The sequence below is a fragment of the Tissierellales bacterium genome, from assembly GCA_035301805.1.
GTDB lineage: Bacteria > Bacillota > Clostridia > Tissierellales > DATGTQ01 > DATGTQ01.
In genome coordinates, this window is the sequence record DATGTQ010000267.1 from 1 (window position 1) to 21,531 (window position 21,531).

Annotated in this window: 26 protein-coding genes and 1 rRNA gene; 7 read left to right on the forward strand and 20 right to left on the reverse strand. The window is 28.7% G+C overall.

Translation table 11 applies throughout. The annotated features are described in order from the left end of the window. The 12 genes from VK071_13135 to yedF form a co-directional block, all read right to left on the reverse strand. The coding region (locus tag VK071_13135; protein HLR36257.1) for a DnaB-like helicase N-terminal domain-containing protein at positions 1-809 on the reverse strand (809 nt) is incomplete at its 3' end. A gap of 5 nt (positions 810-814) precedes the next feature. Then, positions 815-1,261 carry a 50S ribosomal protein L9 gene (gene rplI / locus VK071_13140; protein ID HLR36258.1) on the reverse strand — a complete coding sequence of 149 codons (447 nt, stop codon included), beginning with the start codon at positions 1,259-1,261 and terminating at the stop codon, positions 815-817. Beyond that, positions 1,258-3,255 (reverse strand): DHH family phosphoesterase, encoded by a 1,998-nt coding sequence (locus VK071_13145; GenBank protein ID HLR36259.1) that lies wholly within the window; start codon positions 3,253-3,255, stop codon positions 1,258-1,260. Before VK071_13145 ends, rplI begins: the two co-directional genes overlap by 4 nt. Positions 3,256-3,288: 33 nt before the next feature. Then, the gene (locus tag VK071_13150; GenBank protein ID HLR36260.1) at positions 3,289-4,251 is read right to left on the reverse strand and encodes a YybS family protein; all 963 of its coding nucleotides are present in this window, start codon (positions 4,249-4,251) and stop codon (positions 3,289-3,291) included. An 11-nt stretch (positions 4,252-4,262) separates the two neighbouring features. Then, positions 4,263-4,583 (reverse strand): MazG-like family protein, encoded by a 321-nt coding sequence (locus VK071_13155; GenBank protein HLR36261.1) that lies wholly within the window; start codon positions 4,581-4,583, stop codon positions 4,263-4,265. Between the two features lie 66 nt (positions 4,584-4,649). After that, positions 4,650-4,874, reverse strand: coding sequence for a 30S ribosomal protein S18 (gene rpsR / locus VK071_13160; protein ID HLR36262.1), 225 nt, complete (start codon positions 4,872-4,874; stop codon positions 4,650-4,652). Between the two features lie 15 nt (positions 4,875-4,889). Then, positions 4,890-5,342, reverse strand: a complete 453-nt coding sequence (locus VK071_13165; GenBank protein ID HLR36263.1) for a single-stranded DNA-binding protein — start codon at positions 5,340-5,342, stop codon at positions 4,890-4,892. A gap of 21 nt (positions 5,343-5,363) precedes the next feature. Next, a complete protein-coding gene (gene rpsF, locus VK071_13170; protein HLR36264.1) occupies positions 5,364-5,648 on the reverse strand; it encodes a 30S ribosomal protein S6 in 285 nt (94 codons plus the stop codon). Positions 5,649-5,766: 118 nt separating this feature from the next. After that, a complete protein-coding gene (locus VK071_13175) occupies positions 5,767-5,976 on the reverse strand; it encodes a DUF951 domain-containing protein (protein HLR36265.1) in 210 nt (69 codons plus the stop codon). 5 nt (positions 5,977-5,981) lie between these two features. Then, a complete protein-coding gene (locus tag VK071_13180; GenBank protein ID HLR36266.1) occupies positions 5,982-6,845 on the reverse strand; it encodes a mechanosensitive ion channel family protein in 864 nt (287 codons plus the stop codon). Between the two features lie 14 nt (positions 6,846-6,859). Further along, the gene (locus tag VK071_13185) at positions 6,860-7,126 is read right to left on the reverse strand and encodes a DUF3343 domain-containing protein (GenBank protein ID HLR36267.1); all 267 of its coding nucleotides are present in this window, start codon (positions 7,124-7,126) and stop codon (positions 6,860-6,862) included. A 12-nt stretch (positions 7,127-7,138) separates the two neighbouring features. Continuing rightward, a complete protein-coding gene (yedF, locus tag VK071_13190) occupies positions 7,139-7,735 on the reverse strand; it encodes a sulfurtransferase-like selenium metabolism protein YedF (protein ID HLR36268.1) in 597 nt (198 codons plus the stop codon). Between the two features lie 324 nt (positions 7,736-8,059). On the opposite strand from yedF, the gene VK071_13195 reads away from it, so the two are divergent. Genes VK071_13195 through VK071_13215 form a run of 5 tightly spaced genes read left to right on the forward strand, consistent with a single transcriptional unit; the run spans position 8,060 to position 9,893 of the window. Continuing rightward, the gene (locus VK071_13195) at positions 8,060-8,461 is read left to right on the forward strand and encodes a hypothetical protein (GenBank protein ID HLR36269.1); all 402 of its coding nucleotides are present in this window, start codon (positions 8,060-8,062) and stop codon (positions 8,459-8,461) included. Between the two features lie 14 nt (positions 8,462-8,475). Continuing rightward, entirely contained in the window at positions 8,476-8,844 is a 369-nt protein-coding gene (locus VK071_13200) for a DUF2089 domain-containing protein (protein ID HLR36270.1), read from the forward strand. A gap of 11 nt (positions 8,845-8,855) precedes the next feature. Then, positions 8,856-8,996 (forward strand): hypothetical protein, encoded by a 141-nt coding sequence (locus VK071_13205; GenBank protein HLR36271.1) that lies wholly within the window; start codon positions 8,856-8,858, stop codon positions 8,994-8,996. 2 nt (positions 8,997-8,998) lie between these two features. Beyond that, positions 8,999-9,463 carry a DUF4097 family beta strand repeat-containing protein gene (locus tag VK071_13210; GenBank protein HLR36272.1) on the forward strand — a complete coding sequence of 155 codons (465 nt, stop codon included), beginning with the start codon at positions 8,999-9,001 and terminating at the stop codon, positions 9,461-9,463. Positions 9,464-9,521: 58 nt separating this feature from the next. Beyond that, entirely contained in the window at positions 9,522-9,893 is a 372-nt protein-coding gene (locus VK071_13215) for a hypothetical protein (GenBank protein HLR36273.1), read from the forward strand. A 104-nt stretch (positions 9,894-9,997) separates the two neighbouring features. On the opposite strand, the gene VK071_13220 is transcribed toward VK071_13215, so the two are convergent. Genes VK071_13220 through VK071_13230 form a run of 3 tightly spaced genes read right to left on the reverse strand, consistent with a single transcriptional unit; the run spans position 9,998 to position 12,370 of the window. Next, entirely contained in the window at positions 9,998-10,627 is a 630-nt protein-coding gene (locus VK071_13220) for a hypothetical protein (GenBank protein HLR36274.1), read from the reverse strand. A gap of 12 nt (positions 10,628-10,639) precedes the next feature. Then, the gene (locus tag VK071_13225; GenBank protein ID HLR36275.1) at positions 10,640-11,245 is read right to left on the reverse strand and encodes a CvpA family protein; all 606 of its coding nucleotides are present in this window, start codon (positions 11,243-11,245) and stop codon (positions 10,640-10,642) included. A gap of 24 nt (positions 11,246-11,269) precedes the next feature. After that, on the reverse strand, positions 11,270-12,370 hold the full coding sequence (locus VK071_13230; GenBank protein ID HLR36276.1) for a DUF5711 family protein: 1,101 nt from the start codon (positions 12,368-12,370) through the stop codon (positions 11,270-11,272). 122 nt (positions 12,371-12,492) lie between these two features. Between VK071_13230 and VK071_13235 the strand changes: the two genes are divergently transcribed. Continuing rightward, the gene (locus tag VK071_13235; GenBank protein HLR36277.1) at positions 12,493-13,947 is read left to right on the forward strand and encodes a PLP-dependent aminotransferase family protein; all 1,455 of its coding nucleotides are present in this window, start codon (positions 12,493-12,495) and stop codon (positions 13,945-13,947) included. A 528-nt stretch (positions 13,948-14,475) separates the two neighbouring features. Here the strand turns inward: VK071_13235 and VK071_13240 are convergent. The 4 genes from VK071_13240 to VK071_13255 all read right to left on the reverse strand — a co-directional run bounded on the left by VK071_13240 (position 14,476) and on the right by VK071_13255 (position 20,509). After that, positions 14,476-15,501 carry a hypothetical protein gene (locus tag VK071_13240; GenBank protein ID HLR36278.1) on the reverse strand — a complete coding sequence of 342 codons (1,026 nt, stop codon included), beginning with the start codon at positions 15,499-15,501 and terminating at the stop codon, positions 14,476-14,478. Between the two features lie 780 nt (positions 15,502-16,281). Then, on the reverse strand, positions 16,282-17,772 hold the full coding sequence (locus VK071_13245; protein ID HLR36279.1) for a BCCT family transporter: 1,491 nt from the start codon (positions 17,770-17,772) through the stop codon (positions 16,282-16,284). Positions 17,773-17,853: 81 nt separating this feature from the next. Next, positions 17,854-19,170, reverse strand: coding sequence for a betaine reductase selenoprotein B (gene grdH / locus VK071_13250; GenBank protein ID HLR36280.1), 1,317 nt, complete (start codon positions 19,168-19,170; stop codon positions 17,854-17,856). A 13-nt stretch (positions 19,171-19,183) separates the two neighbouring features. After that, positions 19,184-20,509, reverse strand: coding sequence for a glycine/sarcosine/betaine reductase component B subunit (locus tag VK071_13255; GenBank protein ID HLR36281.1), 1,326 nt, complete (start codon positions 20,507-20,509; stop codon positions 19,184-19,186). Positions 20,510-20,720: 211 nt separating this feature from the next. Here VK071_13255 and VK071_13260 point away from each other — a divergent pair, with 211 nt between their 5' ends. Further along, on the forward strand, positions 20,721-21,371 hold the full coding sequence (locus VK071_13260; GenBank protein HLR36282.1) for a TetR/AcrR family transcriptional regulator: 651 nt from the start codon (positions 20,721-20,723) through the stop codon (positions 21,369-21,371). A gap of 77 nt (positions 21,372-21,448) precedes the next feature. On the opposite strand, the gene rrf is transcribed toward VK071_13260, so the two are convergent. Further along, positions 21,449-21,531, reverse strand: a 5S ribosomal RNA gene (gene rrf / locus VK071_13265); the annotation flags it as partial.

Below are 21,531 nucleotides of genomic sequence, written 5' to 3' on the forward strand. Positions count from 1 at the left end.
TTTCCATTGATTATATTTTGAAGTTCTACATGAGCAAAAGAACTAAGCATCCTTTGTACTAGCTGTTCTTTAGACATTTCTAAACTAAATACAGCTACCTTTGCATCCTCTTTTAAGGCACTATTCAAAGCAATATTAATACCTAATGCAGTTTTACCCATGGAAGGTCTCGCAGCTAATAACACTAAATCAGATTTTTGCAGTCCTGAAAGCTTATTATCTAAATCTATAAACCCTGTAGTTAGTCCAGTTATACCTCCACCTTTGGTTGCCATTTCCTCCATCTTTGAAAAACTTTCTAAAAGTGCATCTTTTATAGGTACAAAGCCTTCCCTATCTCTACCTTGAGTTATATCAAATATTCCCTTTTCCGCTTGTTCAATTATACTACCTACTTCTTCACTACTTTCATAGCTTTTTCCTACAATATCATCACAAGTTTTAATTAAACGTCTAAGTATAGATTTTTCTTCAACTATTTCACAATAATATTTTGTATTAGCAGTAGTAGATACACCACTAGAAAGATTCGCTAAATATGTTAATCCACCAACATTTTCTAAGGTTCCCCTATTTTTTAGTTCTTCTGGTAAGGTGATCAAGTCTACTGGCTCATTTTTATTGAATAAATTAATTATAGTTTCAAATATTTCTCTATTAGCTTCTCTATAAAAATCTTCTGGTTTTAATATTTCAATAGCCGTATTAATTGCAGTCTTGTCTATTATCATTGCCCCTAAAACTGATTGTTCCGCTTCTAAACTATGTGGAGAAACATTACCTAATACTTGTGCTTCGATTTTAACCACCCTACCTATTCTTGGTCAACATCAACTTTTATACTAGAAACTACATTTGGATAAACCTTTATTTCTACAATAGTTGTACCAAGAGTTTTAATATTATCCTTCATATCTATTTTTCTTTTATCTATGTTTATATTATGCTTTTCTTTTAAAGCGTCAGATATATCTTGAGAAGTAATTGAACCAAATAATCTACCTTCTTCTCCCGCCTTCTTTTTAAATTGAATTTCTATTTTATCTAGCTTTTCCTTTAATTTTAAAGCCTCTTCGTATTCAACTTCTGCCCTTTTCTCCTCCGCTTTTTGTCTTAGTTTCCATTCTTTTATATTTCCCTTTGTTGCTTCAGTAGCCATCTCTCTTGGAAATAAGAAATTTCTTGCATAGCCATCCTTTACAGTAACTAAATTTCCTTCTTTACCTAAACCTTTTACATCTTTTAATAGTATTACTTTCATTTTTTCTCACCTTCCCTTAAATATTCATCTATAGCATTAATTAATAACTTTTCTGCATTTTCTATACTTTCTTCCAATTGAACTCCAGCACTAGTTAAATGACCTCCGCCACCTAATTTTTCTAAAATTATTTGTACACTAATATCCCCTAAAGATCTTCCACTTATGTGAATTCTTCCATTAATTTTAGCTAATACAAAAGAAGCTTCTATTCCACTTATTGTTAATAATTCATTGGCTGATTGGGCAGCTATAAGTGTTGAATCTTCAGAAACCGAATTTAATTTTGCAATAGCTATATTATTAAATATTATAGAAGTATCTTTAATAACTTCTGCTTTTTTTATGAAGGTCTTAAAATCATCCCTAAATAATTGTCTTACAGAAGTAGTATCTGCACCAGCTCTTTTCAATATTGATGCGGCTTCAAAAGTTCTCACTCCCGTTTGAAATGTAAAGTTTTTAGTATCTACGGTTATTCCAGCAAGTAAAGCATCTGCTTCAAAGTTTGTCAATTCTAACTTATCTGTCATATAAAATAGAATTTCTGTTACCAGTTCGCAAGTAGAGGAAGCATAGGACTCTAAATATAAAAGTACAGGATCTTTTATAAAGTCCACTCCTCTTCTATGATGATCAATAAGTACTACTTTTTCTATCTTATCCAGAAGTTTAGGAGCTGCTGTATAATTAGGCCTATGGTTATCCACTACTACTAATAAGGAATTTTTCTCTACCTTTTCTAAAGCTTCATCTGGCGTAATAATTCGGTCTAGATATTCTGGTTGTTCTTTTTTCATTTTATCATATATATTAATTATAGAAGGGTTAACTCCCTCGAGAATCATATAACCTTTTTTTCCCCTAATTTCTATAGCTTTCATAACACCAATAGAAGCACCAAAAGAATCCATATCAGCCTGTTTATGTCCCATTACAAATACATTTTCCGATTGGTCGATAAGTTGTCTTAGAGCATAAGATATTACCCTAGCCCTAACTTTATTTCTTTTTTCAACAGCCTTAGTCTTCCCACCATAAAAATCTAATTTATCAATCTTCTTTACTACTGCTTGATCTCCACCTCGACCAAGGGCTATATCAATGGCTGCCTTTGCATAATTATAGCTTTCAATAGGATTCTTTCCATTAGTTCCTACTCCAATACTTAAAGTAATAGGAATTTTATTTCCTAAATTTATTTCTCTTATATCATCTAAAATATCAAATCTTCTTGTTTCTATTTGTCTTAAATATTTATTTTCAAATATAATCAAATATTTATCATTCTCATACTTTCTTGTAAACCCACAAACTTCATTAGCATATGAATTAAGTTTTTTATCTATTTCAGCCAATACTATAGGTCTATTTACATCATCTGTAGAACTTTTAACTTCATCATAATTGTCTATATAAGCTAAACATACTACTAATTTCTCATCACTATACCTTTCCTTAAGATAACTGAAACTTGTATTATCTATCCAATAAAGCATAATGATTTTTTTTGCATCCCTAGCTGTTTTATTTACTTCTACTATATTAAAAAATACTTTATATTCCTTCTTCTTAAAATTAATTTCTAGAAAACTACCTTTTTCCTTTTTTAATACTTCTTCTAAATTAAAACCTGGTATTAAATTTTTTATATTTTTATTTAATATATCTTTCTTTTCTACTATATTTAAAAATTTTGTATTATACCAACTCACAGTTCCATCTATTTCCATTATAGTAAGTGGAAAAGGCATATTAAATACAGCATGTTTTGTAGCAGAATCAAATTCTTCAGTATAACTTTCAATAAATTTACTCCACTCTTCTTCTTGTATATGGGAGTATTTCCAGTTATCATATATTAAATATGCCAATAAAATTCCGCCAATAAATGATAATACTGGTTCATATATTGCCAATATAATTACAAGAATACCTATTATCCATAAATATCTAGTTTTATTTGGGGGTTTTGAAAAACCTCTATCTTGCATTTTTTACCTCCTATTTAGACTTTATACTGACCCCTAAATCCTTCTAAAATTGAATATTACATCCAATAATCCTAAAAGTGATATAAAGCCTCCTAAAGGAATAAGTATAACAATAACCACCATTATTATGGTTTTTAGTACTCTAGACAGTTTTGTTCTATTTAATAAATATAGAATGACCGCTAGCCCTTGTAAGAAAAATATAAAGGCCACAAACATTGTTACATTTATAAAAATAGTCTCATGATAAAAAATCCCAAACTTCTTTAATAACCAGGAACCTAAAAACATAGCAATTGTACCTAATATTGCACTACCTGGCAGTCTAAAATATGAAATTTTGGGTATATTAACTTCTTTATAACCTAGTCTTTTTAATACAGATGATGATATTAAAAAATTTAAATATGCTGTAAACATAGAAAATAATATAAACATTGAAGGCAATATAAGAATCATATAATCAAATGCATCTTTAAGTAATCCCTCTGTTTTATACAACTCATATTTTGATAAACCCATGCCTTTCATAGTATCTATTTGCATTTTCATAACTTGCCTAAAAGTTTCATCCATTTGATTTACAAAATCTATACCTAATACTTTACCTAATAATTGTATAGCAATTAAGTAAGATATTAATGAAACAATAGTAGTTATTACTAAAATATGTTGAGATGATCTTTTCTTCTTTATTAAATAAGTTAATACTATACTTAAAGGTCCAAAAATTAATAAAATAAAAGCGCCGGTATATGGGTCTGTTAATATTCCTACAACTATGCTAGAGGCTAATATACTTAATATATTGTGCTTAATTCCATTTTTAATTCCTAATACTACAAAAGGAATAGGATATAGTATAGCTATTATAGGAATAAAAGATAATCCTAGTAATATATATATAGTCATTATAGTAGCAATTAAAACTGATTCAGTAAAAGCTTTTGTTCTTTTGTTTTTATTATTATTGTTATTATCGTTATTAAAACCCAATATTTACACTCCTATCCTTTTTCCATAAAATAAGCCAATAATCCACTTAAGTCTTCAACCCATTCTCTTCTATTATTTTCTTCAGCTAAACTAAGCCTTAGTTTGTTTTGTATATTTGCGTCCATTTTTTCATAACTTATACCTAATTTCTTACCTAATAAATATGAAATTAAAATAGTGTTGGATATTATATTTATTATTTCTTCCTTAGAATCTTCATCACCATAGTTTAATACTTGAAAAAGTTCTGCTACACTACTTAGTTGCTCAGCTTTCAACCATTCTATAGTTTTTAAGTTTTTAATAATATTTATGTCTTTATCCTCTCTCATATTCTCACCCTTTATTTTAAAAGTCCTTTTAGACTTCCTAAAAGAAAAAGAGAGGCTTCCCTCTCTTTATTCGGCACTATATGGTACTAATGCTACTTGTCTAGCCCTTTTAATAGCCTTTGTTAATTGTCTTTGATGTTTAGCACAGGTTCCTGAAATTCGTCTTGGAAGGATTCTTCCTCTATCTGTAACATGTTTTTTAAGTCTATTTACATCTTTATAATCTATTTCAATTTTTTCACTACAAAAACTACATACTCTTTTTCTTGGTCTATATCTTCTTTGTCCCATTTTTATCGCCTCCTTTTAAAACGGAATCTCATCATCATTTATAGGTTCAAAGCCATCTATACCTGATGAATCGGGCTCTGAAATACCAGGACTCGTTCCGCCATAATCTCCACTTCTATTTTCATTGTCGCCCCATTCTAAGAACTCTACTCTTTCAGCTACAACTTCTGTAACATATCTTCTTACACCATTTTTGTCATCATAGCTCCTAGATTGGAGTCTTCCTTGGACAGCAGTCAATCTTCCTTTAGCCAAATAATTCGCGCAGTTCTCAGCTAGTCTCCCCCAAACTACAATATTTATAAAATCTGCCGTAGCTTGGCCCCTAGATTCCATTTCTTGCTTTTTTTCTTTAGATAAGGGTTTATCTATTGCAAGTGAGAAATTACATACTGGGGTTCCACTTGAAGGAAGAAATCTAAGCTCTGGGTCTCTCGTTAATCTTCCAATTAAAATAACATTATTCAAAAATAACACCACCCTTGGCTATTAATCATCTTCTCTAACTACCATATGTCTCATTATTCCGTCAGAAATCTTTGAAATTCTGTCCAATTCATTTACTGTTTCTGGGGTCCCTTCAAAGTTAACAATTATATAGTATCCTTCTGTATAATCATTAATTTCATAAGCTAATTTTCTAATTCCCCATTCATCAACATTGCTAATTGTCCTATCAGCTTCCATTATGCCCTTTAACCTATCAAATAACGTATTTCTTTTTTCTTCTTCTAAATCAGGCGTAAAAATGAACACTGCTTCATATTTTCTCATATTGTCACCTCCCTTTGGACTAAACGGCTCTAAACTAAATCTAGAGCAAGGATATACTCTATGAATTATACCATGTACATATTCATATTTCAAGGATAGAAATAATATTTTTTAAATATTATATTTTATTTACACTTTCCCATTTATCATTTATTAATATTTTTCTTGCCCTTTTTTCAAAGTCAATTCTAGGTATCCATATTTGTCTTCCACATCCTAAACATTTAAGCTTAAAGTCAACACCTATTCTGGTAATTTCCCATTTATTTTCACCACAAGGGTGAGGTTTTTTTAGTGTTACAATATCACCAATATTAAATTTTCTAATCATAATTATTCACCCTTTAAATCTTTATTTTCCATAATTACAATTTTGGGATAAGGTTGTTGAATCTCTTCCCTTTCAAAAGCATCTTTAATCTTTTTTCTAATTTCTCTTTCTACTTCCCATTGAGCCATGGCTCTAGTTTTAGCTATTATAGTTAATTTTGTATTATATTCACCTAAATCTGATATTCCTAAAACATTAGGTCCTTCTATAATGTCATTTGATGAATTACGTACTTCATCACTGATTTCTTCTAGTATCTTTATTACTTTATTTATATCTTCATTATAGGGAATACTTACTTCCACTAAAGCCCTCATAGCTCCCGTAGTCTTATTGGTTACTACTATAATATTGCTATTAGGAATAATATGGAGTTCACCAGAAAAATCTCTTATTTTTGTCACTCTTAACCCAATTTCTTCAACTATTCCTTCGTATTCCCCTATCTGAACATAATCACCTACATTAAATTGCTCTTCAAAAACTATAAAAAAACCAGTTATTATATCTTTAACAAGACTTTGTGCACCAAATCCTATAGCTAATCCACCTATACCAGCAGTAGCTATTAAAGAAGAAGTTTCAATTCCAAATAAATCCAGGACAGCAATTAAACCTAAAAAATAAAATACATATTTAATAATGTTTTTTAATATTCCAGCAAGGGTATTGGCTTTTTTTTTATCCATGCCAAACTTTATCTTTTTTCTACGTTCTAAGGATTTATCTATGACTTTATTAAATACCTTGATGGCAATATATACTAATCCTATTATTACAGCTATTCTAATAATTTTCCCTATTATAGGCAAGTTTTTACCATCTTCTTCAACTAATGTCTTAAATGCCTCTGTTACATTATCCATACCCTTATCACCTACTAATTTATTTTTTCCACCGTATATTTAAGCCCTTCTTTAATCATCTTGTATATACCGCTTATTGCAAGCTTATTGGATTCAATAACATTTTCTATTGTATTTAAATCTTCCAAATTAAATCTAATAGAAAGACCACAACTAGAAGTTATTTCCCTAGGGGTAGGTATAGTCTTAATTTTTATATTTTCTTCTTTAAGAGATTTTTCTCCCCTTATAGCATGACTTGTAGATTCAAAAGTTACAACACCAAAATCTTCTTTTTTCATTATAACATACCTCTATCCTATATTAATAGTCTTTGCTGGATTTTTAAGGGATTCATATATTGTGTACATATTAGATATATCTCCCACTTTAACTTTATCTTTTTTATTATAAAAATCCAAGCATGTACCACAAGAAATTACCTCTACTCCCTCTTGTTCAAGTTTTCTTAAATCATCTAATACCTCAGATCCTTCACAAGTTAAATGTACCCCCCCATTATAAAATATTAAAGTGGCAGGGTATGGGGTTACTTCAGTAAGGGTGTAAATAAAACTTTTCATTAAAATTTTACCTAATTCTTCTGAACCTTCTCCCATAAATTCTGAGCTAAAGGCAATAGTTAAATCTTCAAATTTACCTTCTTTACTACTTTCTACTTTAATATCCCCTTCACCTTTTTTAATATGAATATGAAATTCCTTATCACTTATATCCTCGGTATTATATTCATATCCTTGACTTTTTGCTAACTTTGAAACATTTTCCTTTGCTATTTCATTATCTACTATAGTAGTAATTAATCCTTCATTTAATTTGTCTAATTCTTTTTTAGTCATAATTACAGGTTTAGGACAATCTAAACCTCTCGCATCTATTTCTTTTTTCATTATTAATTCCTCCTTATTATCTAGTATATAACTATATTATATAAAGAAAAAGGGTTATTCTTAATAATTATAGATAAAATATATAATCTTTATTTCATTATATAAAAGATTAATACCCTTTTAAATCTTATTTTTATTGCTTGTTAATATTATTAAAATATTAATTAATATTTTTAATATATCTATTAATATTTTTAATAAACCTATTGACATTATGAATAAATTAGAATATTATATTATTAAATATGGTATTTACTATATTATATCCTGAGAATCTTATTAATACTAAGTTTATAATCAATATTTTATAGGGGAGGAGTTTTTTTGAAATATGATATTGGGGAAATCTTAAAAGAACTTAATGAAGGTAAGATAGGTTCCGAAAAAGCTGTTAATCTAATTAAAGAAAAAGAGAAAAATATATTTAAAAAAAGGAAAGCATCAAAAATAAAAATAACTGTAATAGAAAAAAGTAGTAATACCTCTATAAAATTACCTGGTATACATTTTTCTTTTTTAAATCTTTTAGCAAATACAGGAATAAGCATTACAAAATTTATTGCAAGAAGAGGAAAAGAAGTAGATGAGGATTTTAAAATGATAATAGATGTATTAGAAGAAATAGAATTAAAAATAATTTTTAATGAATTAAGAAATTGTGGTCCCTTTGATTTTGTCCATGTTCAGGAAGGGAAAGATACGGATATTAGAATAAGAGTTTTATAGAAAAGGTGATTGACATGGAAAAAGAAGTTATTGGTAAATGCCCTGTATGTAGAAAACCTATGGAAGTTACAAAACTTTCTTGTAATTATTGTGATACCCATATAGAAGGACATTTTACACTTTGTAAATTTTGTAAACTTTCTAATGAACAAAAACATTTTGCAGAAGTCTTTATAAAAAATAGAGGAAATATTAAAGAAATTGAAAAAGAATTAGGAATTTCCTATCCTACTGTTAGAAATAAGTTAGAAGATACTATTAAAGCTTTAGGTCATAGTCCTAAATACACTTCTACAATAAATAAAAAAGAAGTTTTAGAAAAGCTTAGTACTGGTGAAATAAACTCCGAAGAGGCTGTAAAATTATTAAAAGATGGCGAGTAAGGGGATCCACAATGAATGAAGAAAGAAAAGTGATTTTAACAATGGTTAAAGAAAGAAAAATTACTAGTGAAGAAGCTATAGAACTATTAGAAGCTTTAGAAGAAGGCTATATTGAGGATGGCTTTTCAGATAATAAAGAAAAAAAGACATAATTATAGAAGAAAATAGGCGAAATAGCCTAGAATCAAATATAGGTAAAGACATATCAGATTTAGAAAACTTAAATAGTCAAAATATTGATATAGCTACATCCAATGGTTCTTTTATATTCAATAATATTAATTGTAAAAATTTATTTGCAACTACTAAAAACAGCAGTATTAAATTAGATAATATTAAAGGAGAAAATGTTAAAATTAATACAACTAATGGCAAAATTATATCTGAGAATATGTCAGGAGAAGATGTTAATATTTTAGATATGGATAATACTAATGGCTCCATTTCAATTTCATTTTCTTCTTATCTGGAAAATATGTATTTAGATTTAAAAACTTCCGTTGGATCAATTGATATTGATATTTTTGATTTAATATATAAAAATCAACTAAAAAAGATTTTGATCCAAAAAAAGTTATTGCCAATACCTTTAATTTCAGTGAAAATAAAGAGCATTTAGAAATATTAGCCAAAACTTCTAATGGCTCTATAAAAATTAAATAGTGGGGGTAAATAAAATGAAAGAAGAAAAGAAACAAATTCTTAAAATGGTGGAAGAAAATAAAATAACTGTTGATGAAGGTCTAGATTTATTAAACGCTTTAGAGGAAAGAGAAAAAATAGAAAATACCTATACCAATGATCCTAAATGGTTAAAAATAAAAGTTTTTGATCCAGATGAAGATACAAAGGTTAATGTAAATCTCCCTCTATCCCTTATAAATGTAGGAATGAAAATGTCTCAAAAATTTGTTCCTGAATTAAAAGATGCTGGGTTAGATGAAGAAGATTTTAAAGAAATATTAAATGCTATTGAAGATGGTGCCCAAGGAAAAATAGTTGACATTGAAAGTGAAGATGGAGAAAAAGTAGAAATAGTAGTAGAATAATAAATAAGAAAAGGATTAGATTTGGAATAAAAAGTGAAAGATTAATCCCTTCTATAGTCTTTAGACATATTAGGGATTAATCTTTCTTTATTTTTAACCTTTTTTTAATCTCTTAACCGATATATATTATATATAATTCTTACGCCAACTATTATTAACAAAGCTGGCCATAGATATGATACTACTTTCCAAAATTTAAACTTCAATAGTTTTTGAGAAGATAGTAGGAAAATTAAAGATAATATTCCTAATATCTTTGCTAAAATTTTTGGCCATACTACACCAAACTGTTTATATCCAACTTTATATATTATATAAAAGGCTATAGCAATAAATAAAAAGAAAGTCCAATATACATTAGTTACACTTAATTCTTCAACTAAATTGTATGTACCTATGGCTGGCAATATAGAACCTAAAATTAAATAGCCTCTTGTGCCTTGCCTTGAATACATAACTAAAGAGATAATCCCCAATATCCATAAAAATATGAAACCTTTTATATTAACTGTTGTAAAAGCATATTCATCCATTATATTTATTATTGAGATGCCCAATAAAATTAAACCTGCTGCTAAATAACTGGTTTGCCTCTTCATGGAATAAACCACTAGAAAAGCTATAGACAATATTAATAGAAGCCAATTAAAATTTAATACATTTAAGTTAAACAGTAAAAATAGTATTCCTGCAAATATTAACACTATACCTAATGCATAATCTTTTTTAATCAAACCCACCCCTCCTTATATTATCCTAATCTCATTCTTAAACAGATTATATATAATATAACTTTCTGCAAAATAATTTGAAAGTATTGAGTTTTTTAAACCCATACTAATAAAACCTTCAGGATATATTTTTGTAATTGAAGTAAACAAAGTAAGCAGAACATAGATTATTAAAATTCCTTTTAATAATCCAAAAACTATACCGGCCAATGTATTCACCTGTTTCAATATAGGTGCTTCAAATATAAAAGAAATTAATTTAAAAATCCAACCCAATATTATGTGTATTAAAAAGTAAAAAATAACTAACCCTATAATATTTATAAATATATTAAAAGCCCCTTCTAAAACAATTCCCTCTAAAAAATTTGGATCAATTTTAACTTTTCTATAAAATATTATACCCATTAAAAATTTTAAAACTGATAATAAACTATTATATAATATTGGTGTATTCCTAATATACCCATAAAAATAAGGATAATATCTTTTCATCGTGTATATAATCAATACAAATTGAACAATCCCAAATATTGATTTTACAAATCCATTTCTAAGACCTTTACAAACATTGTATATTAATAAAATAATTATTAAAAAATCTATCCAATTTTCACTCATATTTTCACCATTCTTTAATTTAATTTATAATTTAGTCTTTATATTCATTATATTTATTTTATCAAAATCAAATAATATAATATATGGTTCTTTCACAATTATTTCTTCTATTTTTTCTTCATTTTTATACTTTATTATTTCTTTATCTTCTTCTAAAACTGCAACATGTTCATCACCATATAGTAAAAATCCTTTATCAAAAGGAAGAATTCTTTTATAATCTTGCGATAGACTTATTTCTCTTTCTACTTCACCAGTATCTGATATAACTTTAATGTTTTTATCATTTAATAAGTATATTTCTTTATTTTCTTCATCAATGTAAATATCTTTCCCTTTTTCCATTTCTTTTGTCCAAAGAGTTTTTCCATCCTTTATACAATATACTTCTTCATCTGTAAATACTACAATAATATCATCAGTAATAAATTCTGTATATAGTATAAGGTTTTTTCCAAAATCTATATTTTCAATTTCTTTGCCATCCATTTTATAAATATGGAGATAATTTGAGATTTCATCGTCTTTATGACTTAAAGTAGAAACAACATATTTTGTTTTACTATTATTTATTGCTATTGAAAAAATACGTGCTCCCTTTACTGAATTTTTACCTAATATTTCGTTATTATTATTCATAATAACTATATTTTCCTGGCCTTCATCTTTAAATAAAAGCACCAAATCTTCATTTTTCTCTGTAATATTAGCAATTTGTGGATTAGATTCAATAGTTTGAGCTATTTCTCCATTATTGTTTAAAAGTTCTATCTGGCCTGTCCCCTTACTACATAAATAGATAAATTTATTCCCTAGAAAAACCAATCCTTCGTCAACATTTATATTTTTTTCCCATTTCTTTGAACCATTTAAATCATAAGCTAATAATTTTCCACCATCCTTTTTAATAATAATATTACCATATACATTTGCCTCTTCATTCTCAAAATTCATAGGTATAGTTTCAACGGTCTCGAAAGTTTTCTTTATTTTAAATAAAGAACCTACCTTAGAAACAAATTCTCCTTTATACCCGGTTTTAAAAACTACTACAATAGCTATTCCAAATATTATGAGAAATATCTTAAATCCCTTTTTATCTTTCTTAACTTCCCTTTTTTCCATTTCTAATTCTCCTTAAATATAATATATTTTAATTCTCCGTTAAACTTCATAGCACACTTTATCTTTAACCCTATCTCTGGTATAATAAATGTATCGATACATTTATTATTGGAGGTATAGTTATGGATATTAAATTAGATAAAAATATTAATACTCCTTTATATATTCAAATATATACTCAAATTAAAAACCTAATTGAAAATAACCATTTAAAGGAAGGAGAAAAACTCCCTTCTATTAGAAGTTTAGCAAAAAAACTTAAGGTTAACAATATAACTATTGTAAATGCTTACAAAATTTTAGAAGAAGAAGATTTAGTATATTCAAAAGAAGGTAGCGGTACCTATGTATCTACTAAATCTATCCCTTTGAATCTTCCATATATTGAGAATGAGAGTATTGATTTAATGACTAGCGGTATACTTACACTATCAAAGAATAGTATTAATTTTGCTAGTGTATCTCCTATTCCAGAACTATTTCCTATAGAAGAATTTAAACAAGTCTTAATTGAAGTATTAGATCGAGATAAAGGCAAAGCTTTCGTATATCCAGAAATAAATGGTTATACCCCTTTAAGAGAATCTATATCTATATTCCTTAAAAAAAATTATACTACAGATGTAGATAAAAATCAGATACAAATTATTTCTGGTGGACAACAGGGAATTGACATTGTAGCTAAAACATTAATTCAACCAGGAGATTATGTTTTTTTGGAAGATCCAACTTATTCTGGAGCTGTAGCTGCTTTTAAATCTAGGGGAGCAAATATCATTGGCATTCCTATATTAGAGAATGGTATTGACTTAAATACTTTAGAAAAATATATAAATAAATATCATCCAAAGTTTTTATATATTATGCCTAATTATCAAAGCCCCACTACTTATTCTTATAGTGAAGAAAAGAAAGAAAAACTACTTAATATAGCTTACAAAAATAACTTATATATTATAGAAGATGATTTTTTATCTGACTTAAATTATACAGATCATGAAAAACTTCCACTTAAGGCTATGGATAGACAGGATCAGGTAATTTATATAAAAAGTTTTTCAAAAATATTTATGCCTGGAATAAGAATAGGATTTTTAACTGTACCATGTATTCTTTTAAAGGACATTACAAAAGCAAAGCACCTTACAGATATATCTTCATCAGGATTTATTCAAAGGGCTTTCGATCTTTATTTAAGAAGAGACCTATGGAAAAGTCATATTGAACATATTATTTCAGTATATAATAAAAAATATAATCTTATAGTTAATGAAGCAAAGAAATTACAAAAACATAATGTCACCTTTTCTGAGCCTAAAGGTGGGTTAAGCCTATGGCTTAAACTACCTAAGGACATAAATACCTTTGAATTATATGAAGAATGTACTAAAAATAATGTAATTATAGTGCCAGGGGAAATATTTTATATAGATAATAATAATAAAAATAAAAACTATATAAGAATAAGTTTTGGCACTGTAAATGAAGAACAGATAGTTGATGGATTTAGAGTAATCAATAATTGTATTGGAAGAAATGGTATCAACGGTAATGCTAAATTCATACCTTTTATATAGTGAAAATATCTTGTTACTTCCCTATGGCACCAAGAGTTTCCCTTGGTATTCATATTCCTATTCGTGAATTACCCTACTTATAGAAGTAGATGACTTCCTGTCTCCTAGAACATTGCCCAATAACTAGGTCTTATGTATTCTCCACAAGCCTGACCTCAGGTAGTTCCTGCCCTAGATACCGACATTATGAGTATCTTTAGTATCTTGGATATTTTACACATAGAAGGAATGACTTACAGCCTAGTTATTGCATTTTCAATCAATCGGTTTCTCTATGCAACCCTACATATCCAGTTATCAAATAACTATCATAATATAATTTTATCATATTTTTAGAGTATTCGTAATTCATCTCCAACTTATAGAATATAGAAGAATTCTTGCTAAAAGAGGTTAAATACCCTTTTTAATATCAAGGGATCTCATCCCCGGCAACCTTAATTTAAGTTTATAATAGAAGTGCCTGATAGGCCAACCTTAATTTAGGTTTATAATAGAAGTGCCTAATAGGCCAACCTTAATTAATTTTTAAGTTCTAATACTTTTCAACATCATTATTATAATTATAGTTACACCTATATATCCATATATAGGATATAGAAATTTTACTAAAGTAGAGAATCCTAATTTAGCAAGAGGAATGGAAATTAAACAAAATAATAAAGAAAACAAAGGATTCTTTTCTCCTTTTAATACTCTTTCGTTGAAACCAAATCCATTAGCTATAGCAGTAGTAAACATAGCTATCAAAATAATAAAACTAAAATACTTTCTATATATTCCCCCTGCATACCCAGAAACTTTAAGCATTGGTATTTCCAAAGAATAGACTTCAGAATAATGAATAAGAAGTGGAAGTAATATAAATATTCCAAGAATTCCAAGTATAGTTCCACCAATAATTCCACCTTTTATTGCCACTTTTTTATCTTTAATAAGTGGACCTAAGGATGAAAAAACCACAAATATTAAAAGACTATTAAAACTTACATATAGAAAAGAAGAAGTTATTATATTCCCTTTATTAGTCATATTTACCCCATATATATTACTAAAACTTAGACCTTCCTCTAATACTACATTAAGCCCTATAAAAACTATTCCTATAATAAGTATAGGAACTAAAACAGAATTTATAAAAGACAATCCTTTTAAACTGAATAAAAATACTATAAAGCATATAATAGCCATTAAGTATATTCCAATATTTAGTGAAAGCCCAAATTCCTCATGAAATATAGCTCCACTCCCAGAGACCATAACGCAGAATCCAGTAAATAGTGAAAAAGTTATTATTGTATCTACTACAAATCCTATTTTTTCCCCAAATAAATAATCAATCAATTCTTTATAATTTTTTATATTATTTTTATGTACTTGTATTAATAAAAAAGATCCAATTAATGAGAATAAAATACTACTAATAATTATCCCCCAAAAACCTTTCACCCCATATATGCCAAAAAAGTCTACTATTTCTCTTCCTGATGCAAAGCCAGCCCCTATAATAGTACCAACATATATGAAAGACAGCCTTAAATAATCTTTTCTCATAATAATGCCCCCTAAACTATGCTACACTATCTTATGCTAATTAATCCTATTCCTAAGGAGGCTTATCCTATAACTAGATTAAGTTAAAGTTAGTCTAAAGAGCAAATAATATATTAAAAAAGCTTATCTTAATTATGTATTATTGAAAAGATACCTTGCAGATTATAAAATTATAGAAAGATATACATATATGAAAAAGTTGCATATGACATTATATCAACTCCTACTGAATTGGTTTTTTATTTTATATCTAATTTATATTCTAACATTAAGATCTTTACTTTCTAAAAGAATCTCACTTATATCTTCCTATTCTCATAATTTTATTTAACTCTAAGCTTTTTTAGCAAAAATTTTCCTATCTTCTATAGGTGATGATAGTTTACGGTATAAAAAGTTATACAAAATAATGTCTTGTCTTATAATTAACATTAAGTTTAAGTTAAGTTAAAATAATTATACTTTAGAAAAACCTTATATTTTATTTTCTTATATATGATGTTCAATAGAATCAAAAACAAAAATAAATATACCTTGGTAGGTGAGGTTACTACAGAATATGGGTTGCTGCCGTAAGAGAGTGGAAACACTCTACGCGGTGAGCAGGTTTTATCGCAAGGCTAAGTTAATATTTTTTATTGGTTAATCTGCATTAACTGGTGAATCAGACCATGTTGAAAAGTTTTCTAATTATAAGGATACAAGAAAAGAAGAAATGCTGAATATTTGTTCCCTAGTTGAAATAAATGGAGATTAGATAAAATCTAATCTCCATTTTACTTAATATTTTGTTATTTCACTAATATCTTCCTTTCTCAATTCTTTAAGGAATGAGAAACAAGCAAAAATCATTACAAAGGCAAAGGGAAATGCAGCTACAATTGAGCTAGTTTGAAGCACTTGTAACCCGCCTGCTAATAACAATGAAAGAGCCATTAAAGATTGAATAATCCCCCATATTACTTTTGTTTTAGTATCAGGATTTAAATCTCCATTTCTAGACATCATACCTAAGACAAATGTTGCAGAATCGGCAGAAGTAACAAAAAATGTACATAATAAAACTATTGCAACTAAAGATATTATACTTCCTAAGGGAATATGTTCCATAACTACAAACAATGCTGTTTCAGTAACTTCAATTGCTTTTACTGCAATTTCTGGTCCTAAATTTATTCCAGCTGCCCCAAATACTGCAAACCATAAAAAAGAGCCTAAAGCAGGAATTAATGATACTCCTAGAATAAATTCCCTTATAGTTCTTCCTCTAGATATACGGGCAATAAATACACCAACAAATGGAGCCCATGCAATCCACCATGCCCAATAAAATATTCTCCAACTATTAAGCCACCCATTATCGCCAAAAGCATTTATTTTAAAGCTCTCTTCTATAATATTTGAAAAATACATGCCTATTCCATTTGTAAAAGAGTTTAATATTTTTACTGTCGGTCCTAATATCAATGTTAACACCATAAGTGCTGTAGCTAACGCTACATTTGTATTAGACAAAATTTTAATTCCTTTATCTAGTCCTGAAATTGCTGAAAACATAAATAAAAATGTTACAATAATAATTATTAAAATATGCACAAATGTATTTATGGGAACCCCAAATAAATAATTTAGCCCACTATTAATTTGAAGAACCCCTAAACCCAGAGAAGTTGCAACGCCAGCAACTGTTGCAAAGATAGCTAATATATCTATAAATTTACCAATTGGACCTTGAGCCTTTTTTTCTCCTAATAAAGGAATAAAAATACTACTTATTAAACCAGGTTTATTCTTTCTAAACTGCATATAGGCTAATGGAAGTGCTATTATGGCATAATTTGCCCAAGGATGAATTCCCCAATGTAAAAATGATGAAGCAATTGCATAGTTTGCAGCTTCAGATGTAGCAGCCTCTATTCCTACTGGTGGATTAATATAATGATTTAAAGGTTCAGCAACTCCCCAAAAAACCAAACCTATCCCCATTCCAGCAGAAAATAGCATTGCAAACCAACTAATATAACTATAATCCGGTTCTGAATCATTTGGCCCAAGTTTTATATTTCCATATCTACTAAAGGCAATAAACATTATAAAAACGACAAAGAAAAACATAGTAATCAAATAAAACCATCCAAATTTATCTGTTAAAAAATTAAATATCTTATCTGCCCGATTTCCTAAGGATTCAGGTGCAAAAATTCCCCATAAAGAAATTAACAATACAATAATAATCGAGATATAAAATACTTTATTATCTTGCTTTTTCACAATAATCCCCCTTATAACATATTTATATCAGCTAAAACATTGTACCTAGAAGAAGATTATAATCCTCTTCTAGGTATTTAATTAATATTTTACCTTAAATGTAGTCTGTTCCTTAACATCTATGGTTAATGCTTCTAATGCAATACCAACTCTATGATATCTTAATTTCCATTGTTCATCTTTTGATGTACTTGGATCCCCTAATGGATAAGGTATTGATATTGTTGGAACCATTTTATTAGAACCAACTGTTTTAGCTACAGGGATTAAATTAGCCATTTGTACTATAGGCATACCCGTTTTTTCAATTTCTTTTACCATTGTTGCGCCGCAACGTGTACAGGTTCCTCAGGTTGATACTAATATAACACCGTCAACTTTAGATTCTTGTAAATCCTCCGCTATTTCCTTACCCATTCTAGCAGCTTCTCCTTGAGTTGTGCCTGTGCCAACAGTTGAATAAAAATAATCATGAAGTTTTCCTATTTTACCTTCTTTTTCATAGTTTCTCATTACATCTAGTGGAACTATAACATTTGGGTCTGCATTTGCAGCAGCAGGATCAAAACCAGCGTGAATTGTTTTATAGACTCCACTTTCCAATCTATCTAAATTGGATATATTATATTTTCCCCATCTAGTAGCTGATGCAGATTGAATTCTATCAGGATTATCCACTGGTACAATTCCTCCAGAAGTAACTATAGCTATTCTTGCCTTAGATAAATCCTCTATAGGTGTAGCTATAGGAACCATATCTTTCTCTGGTATTGGTAATTCTGTCTGGAAAGGTTTCCCTTTAACTTTCTTTAATAACATATCTATTACTCTATCTGCAGCTGTAACTGATGGCTCTAACCATACTTGACGTCTTATTTCCCTTCCAAAATAACCTTCTTCCTTAGCAGGCAAAAGTTCTTGTCCATCTAATACTTTATTACCAAAAGTCGCCATCTTCTTAATGTCTTTTCTCATAGCAGCAGCGCTTGCTCCGCCTTTAAAAATGTATATATCTTTATGAAACATCTCTACTCCAGGATTTTCTTCATTCATGGAAGATATAACTGGCACATTATATTTTTCTTTTACCGCCTTGCATATATGACCACAAGCACTACCATATCTACCTGCTCTAAATGCTGGTCCAGCAAAGAATATATTAAATTCTTTATCTTTTAAGAAATCTAGTATCTTTTCTATTGCTTCATCTGTATTAGAACCCATGTAATTATCCCCGCAAATAATAGTATGGGTTATTTCTATATCATCCTTTAACTGTTTTTGTAATTCTATTGCAGGACCTACTAAATCTGCCTTTATTACAGGAGCAAAATCTGCTTTATCCTCTCCACCTATCTGACCAAAGAACTGATTTAAATAAAGTATTGCCTTTTTCATTTATAACACCTCCCTAAAATTCTTTTACCGTTTTAGTTGACCACCCAACAACTTGGTCACCACAAAACATAGAATTATTTTCCATAATTATAGAGCCGTCTTCTCTGACAGATGGACCAAGTATTTCATCACCAGACCATCCACCAGCAAATCCATCTCTTCCTAAAGATTCTAATTCACCTAGCACAGTTTCCATAGGAGGAAGTTCTATTAATTGTGATACATTCCCACAGGATACAATAGCATCTGCTTTTGAATCTAAAGTAACTAATGGTTGAGAAGCTCCATCTCTACCTGTACATTCATTAGTTAACCCTATAGTTTTAACTCCTGCATTTTCCAAAGCTACTATACATTCTATAAAATCTGCATCAGGATTACCGTAACCTTCTTCAGCAACAATTGCACTATCCACACCTAAAGATTTAGCCATTTGAGCTACTAATATTGCAGCCCTTTCTTTTTGGTCTAAAGCAACATTTAAGTTTGACATTATTATTCCTAAAAAGTTTAATGTTTTCCCATGTTCCTCATATAACCTTTTAATCATAGGAAAATTTTGAAAATCATAAGTTGACCATTTAGATGAACATGGCATAAAACTACCTGATATTATTGCCCCATCCAAAACTTCATTTGGATGCATGAAAGTTGGAAGCATTTTGTTAGTATCCCATCCATAAACTAAGTCATTATAACCTAATTCTTCCATTTGTGATTGAGGTTGAAGAACTAGTACAACAGAAGGTAAATCATTTACTTCTTCAGTACGTTTAGTAATAGGATCCAATGTATAGGTTTCTAATTTTTCTGGTTCCAAATTTTTTACACAAGAACCTATATACTCAGCTAATCTCATTCCAGCCCATCTTAAAGCTCTATTTTTCTTTTGTTGTTCTTTTTTCTCAAATTCTTCATCTGTATCTGCAACTAGAACAATATTTTTCAGCTGAGAGAAATAAGTATATTTAGCCCCTTCTCCACTCATATCTATAAGCCCATCTTGAAAACCACCCCAATGTTTTCCAACAACTATTACACTGCAATCTTTAAGAGCTAATGTTCTTCCATCCCCAGACTTCATTAATTCTCCTGTAACTCCTGGAAAAACCGGTCCACCATTAACTCTAACCCTTGGCTCTACTGCTTCTTTTACTGGCACCATTCGAACCTTGTCTCCAGGCTTAACAATAAATAGATCAGCCTCTGTAATATGTTCATCTTCCTTGACTACATTAAGTGCTTCTTCTTTATTAATGGTTAATATGCCTTGTGAATAGAAAGTCTTGTCACCAAAAAGTATGTCTTTAATATAAAAGTTTCCTAATTCAAGTTTCATTTTTTACACTCCTTTCATCAATATAAGTATTTTTTATAGTATATTTAATATTATTAATATATTTAATTGTATGATAACATAATCATGATTACAGTGCAATCATGATTGTTAAAAAAACATCTATTTTTTTGTAACAATTAAAATATTATGGTATGATACATAGGGCTATATGTGCTTATAGGTATATTTTATAGAAAGAAGTGATAAGTAAATGGTTAAAAAAGAACTACAAAGAAAAAGGACTATGACTTATTTTATTAATGCAGCTGATAAAATTATAAAAGAGGAAGGAATTAAAAATGTTACAATACGAAAGGTTGCAGATATAGCAGGGTATAACAGTGCCACCCTATATAATTATTTTGAAAACTTAGATCATCTCATATTTCTTGCTGCTATTGGACAAATAAAGGATTACGTTTTAGCTCTACCTCAGTATTTAAAAGATGCAGATAATGCATTAGATAAGTTTTTAAAGGTATGGGAATGTTTTTGTCATTATTCATATAAAGAACCTGAAATATATTATGCAATATTTTTTGCAAACCTGGATAATGATTTCGAAGATTATATTGCAGAATATTACGATATTTTTCCTGGGGAACTTCAAATTCAAAGTAATAATATTTCTACTATGCTCGTAAAACACAATATATATGAAAGGGGTATGACTACTGTAAATGAATGTGTGAAGGAAGGTTTTATTAAAAAAGAAGATGCCGAAAGCCTTAATGAATTGGCAACACTTATATATGAAGCTATACTGTTTAAAATAATAAATGGAAAAATAGATTATGATGAGGCTGTAAAAAAAACTATGAAGTATATTAAACACATTATTAGCTCTTTTCTTATTAAATAATCCTAAATTCTCACACATAAAAAATCCCTACTTCGACCTACGAAATAGGGATTTCATAATTTAATTTATATGTAACAATCTAGCAACGTCCTACTCTCCCAAGGCGTCACCACCTAAGTACCATTAGCGCTGAGAGGCTTAACTTCTGTGTTCGGTATGG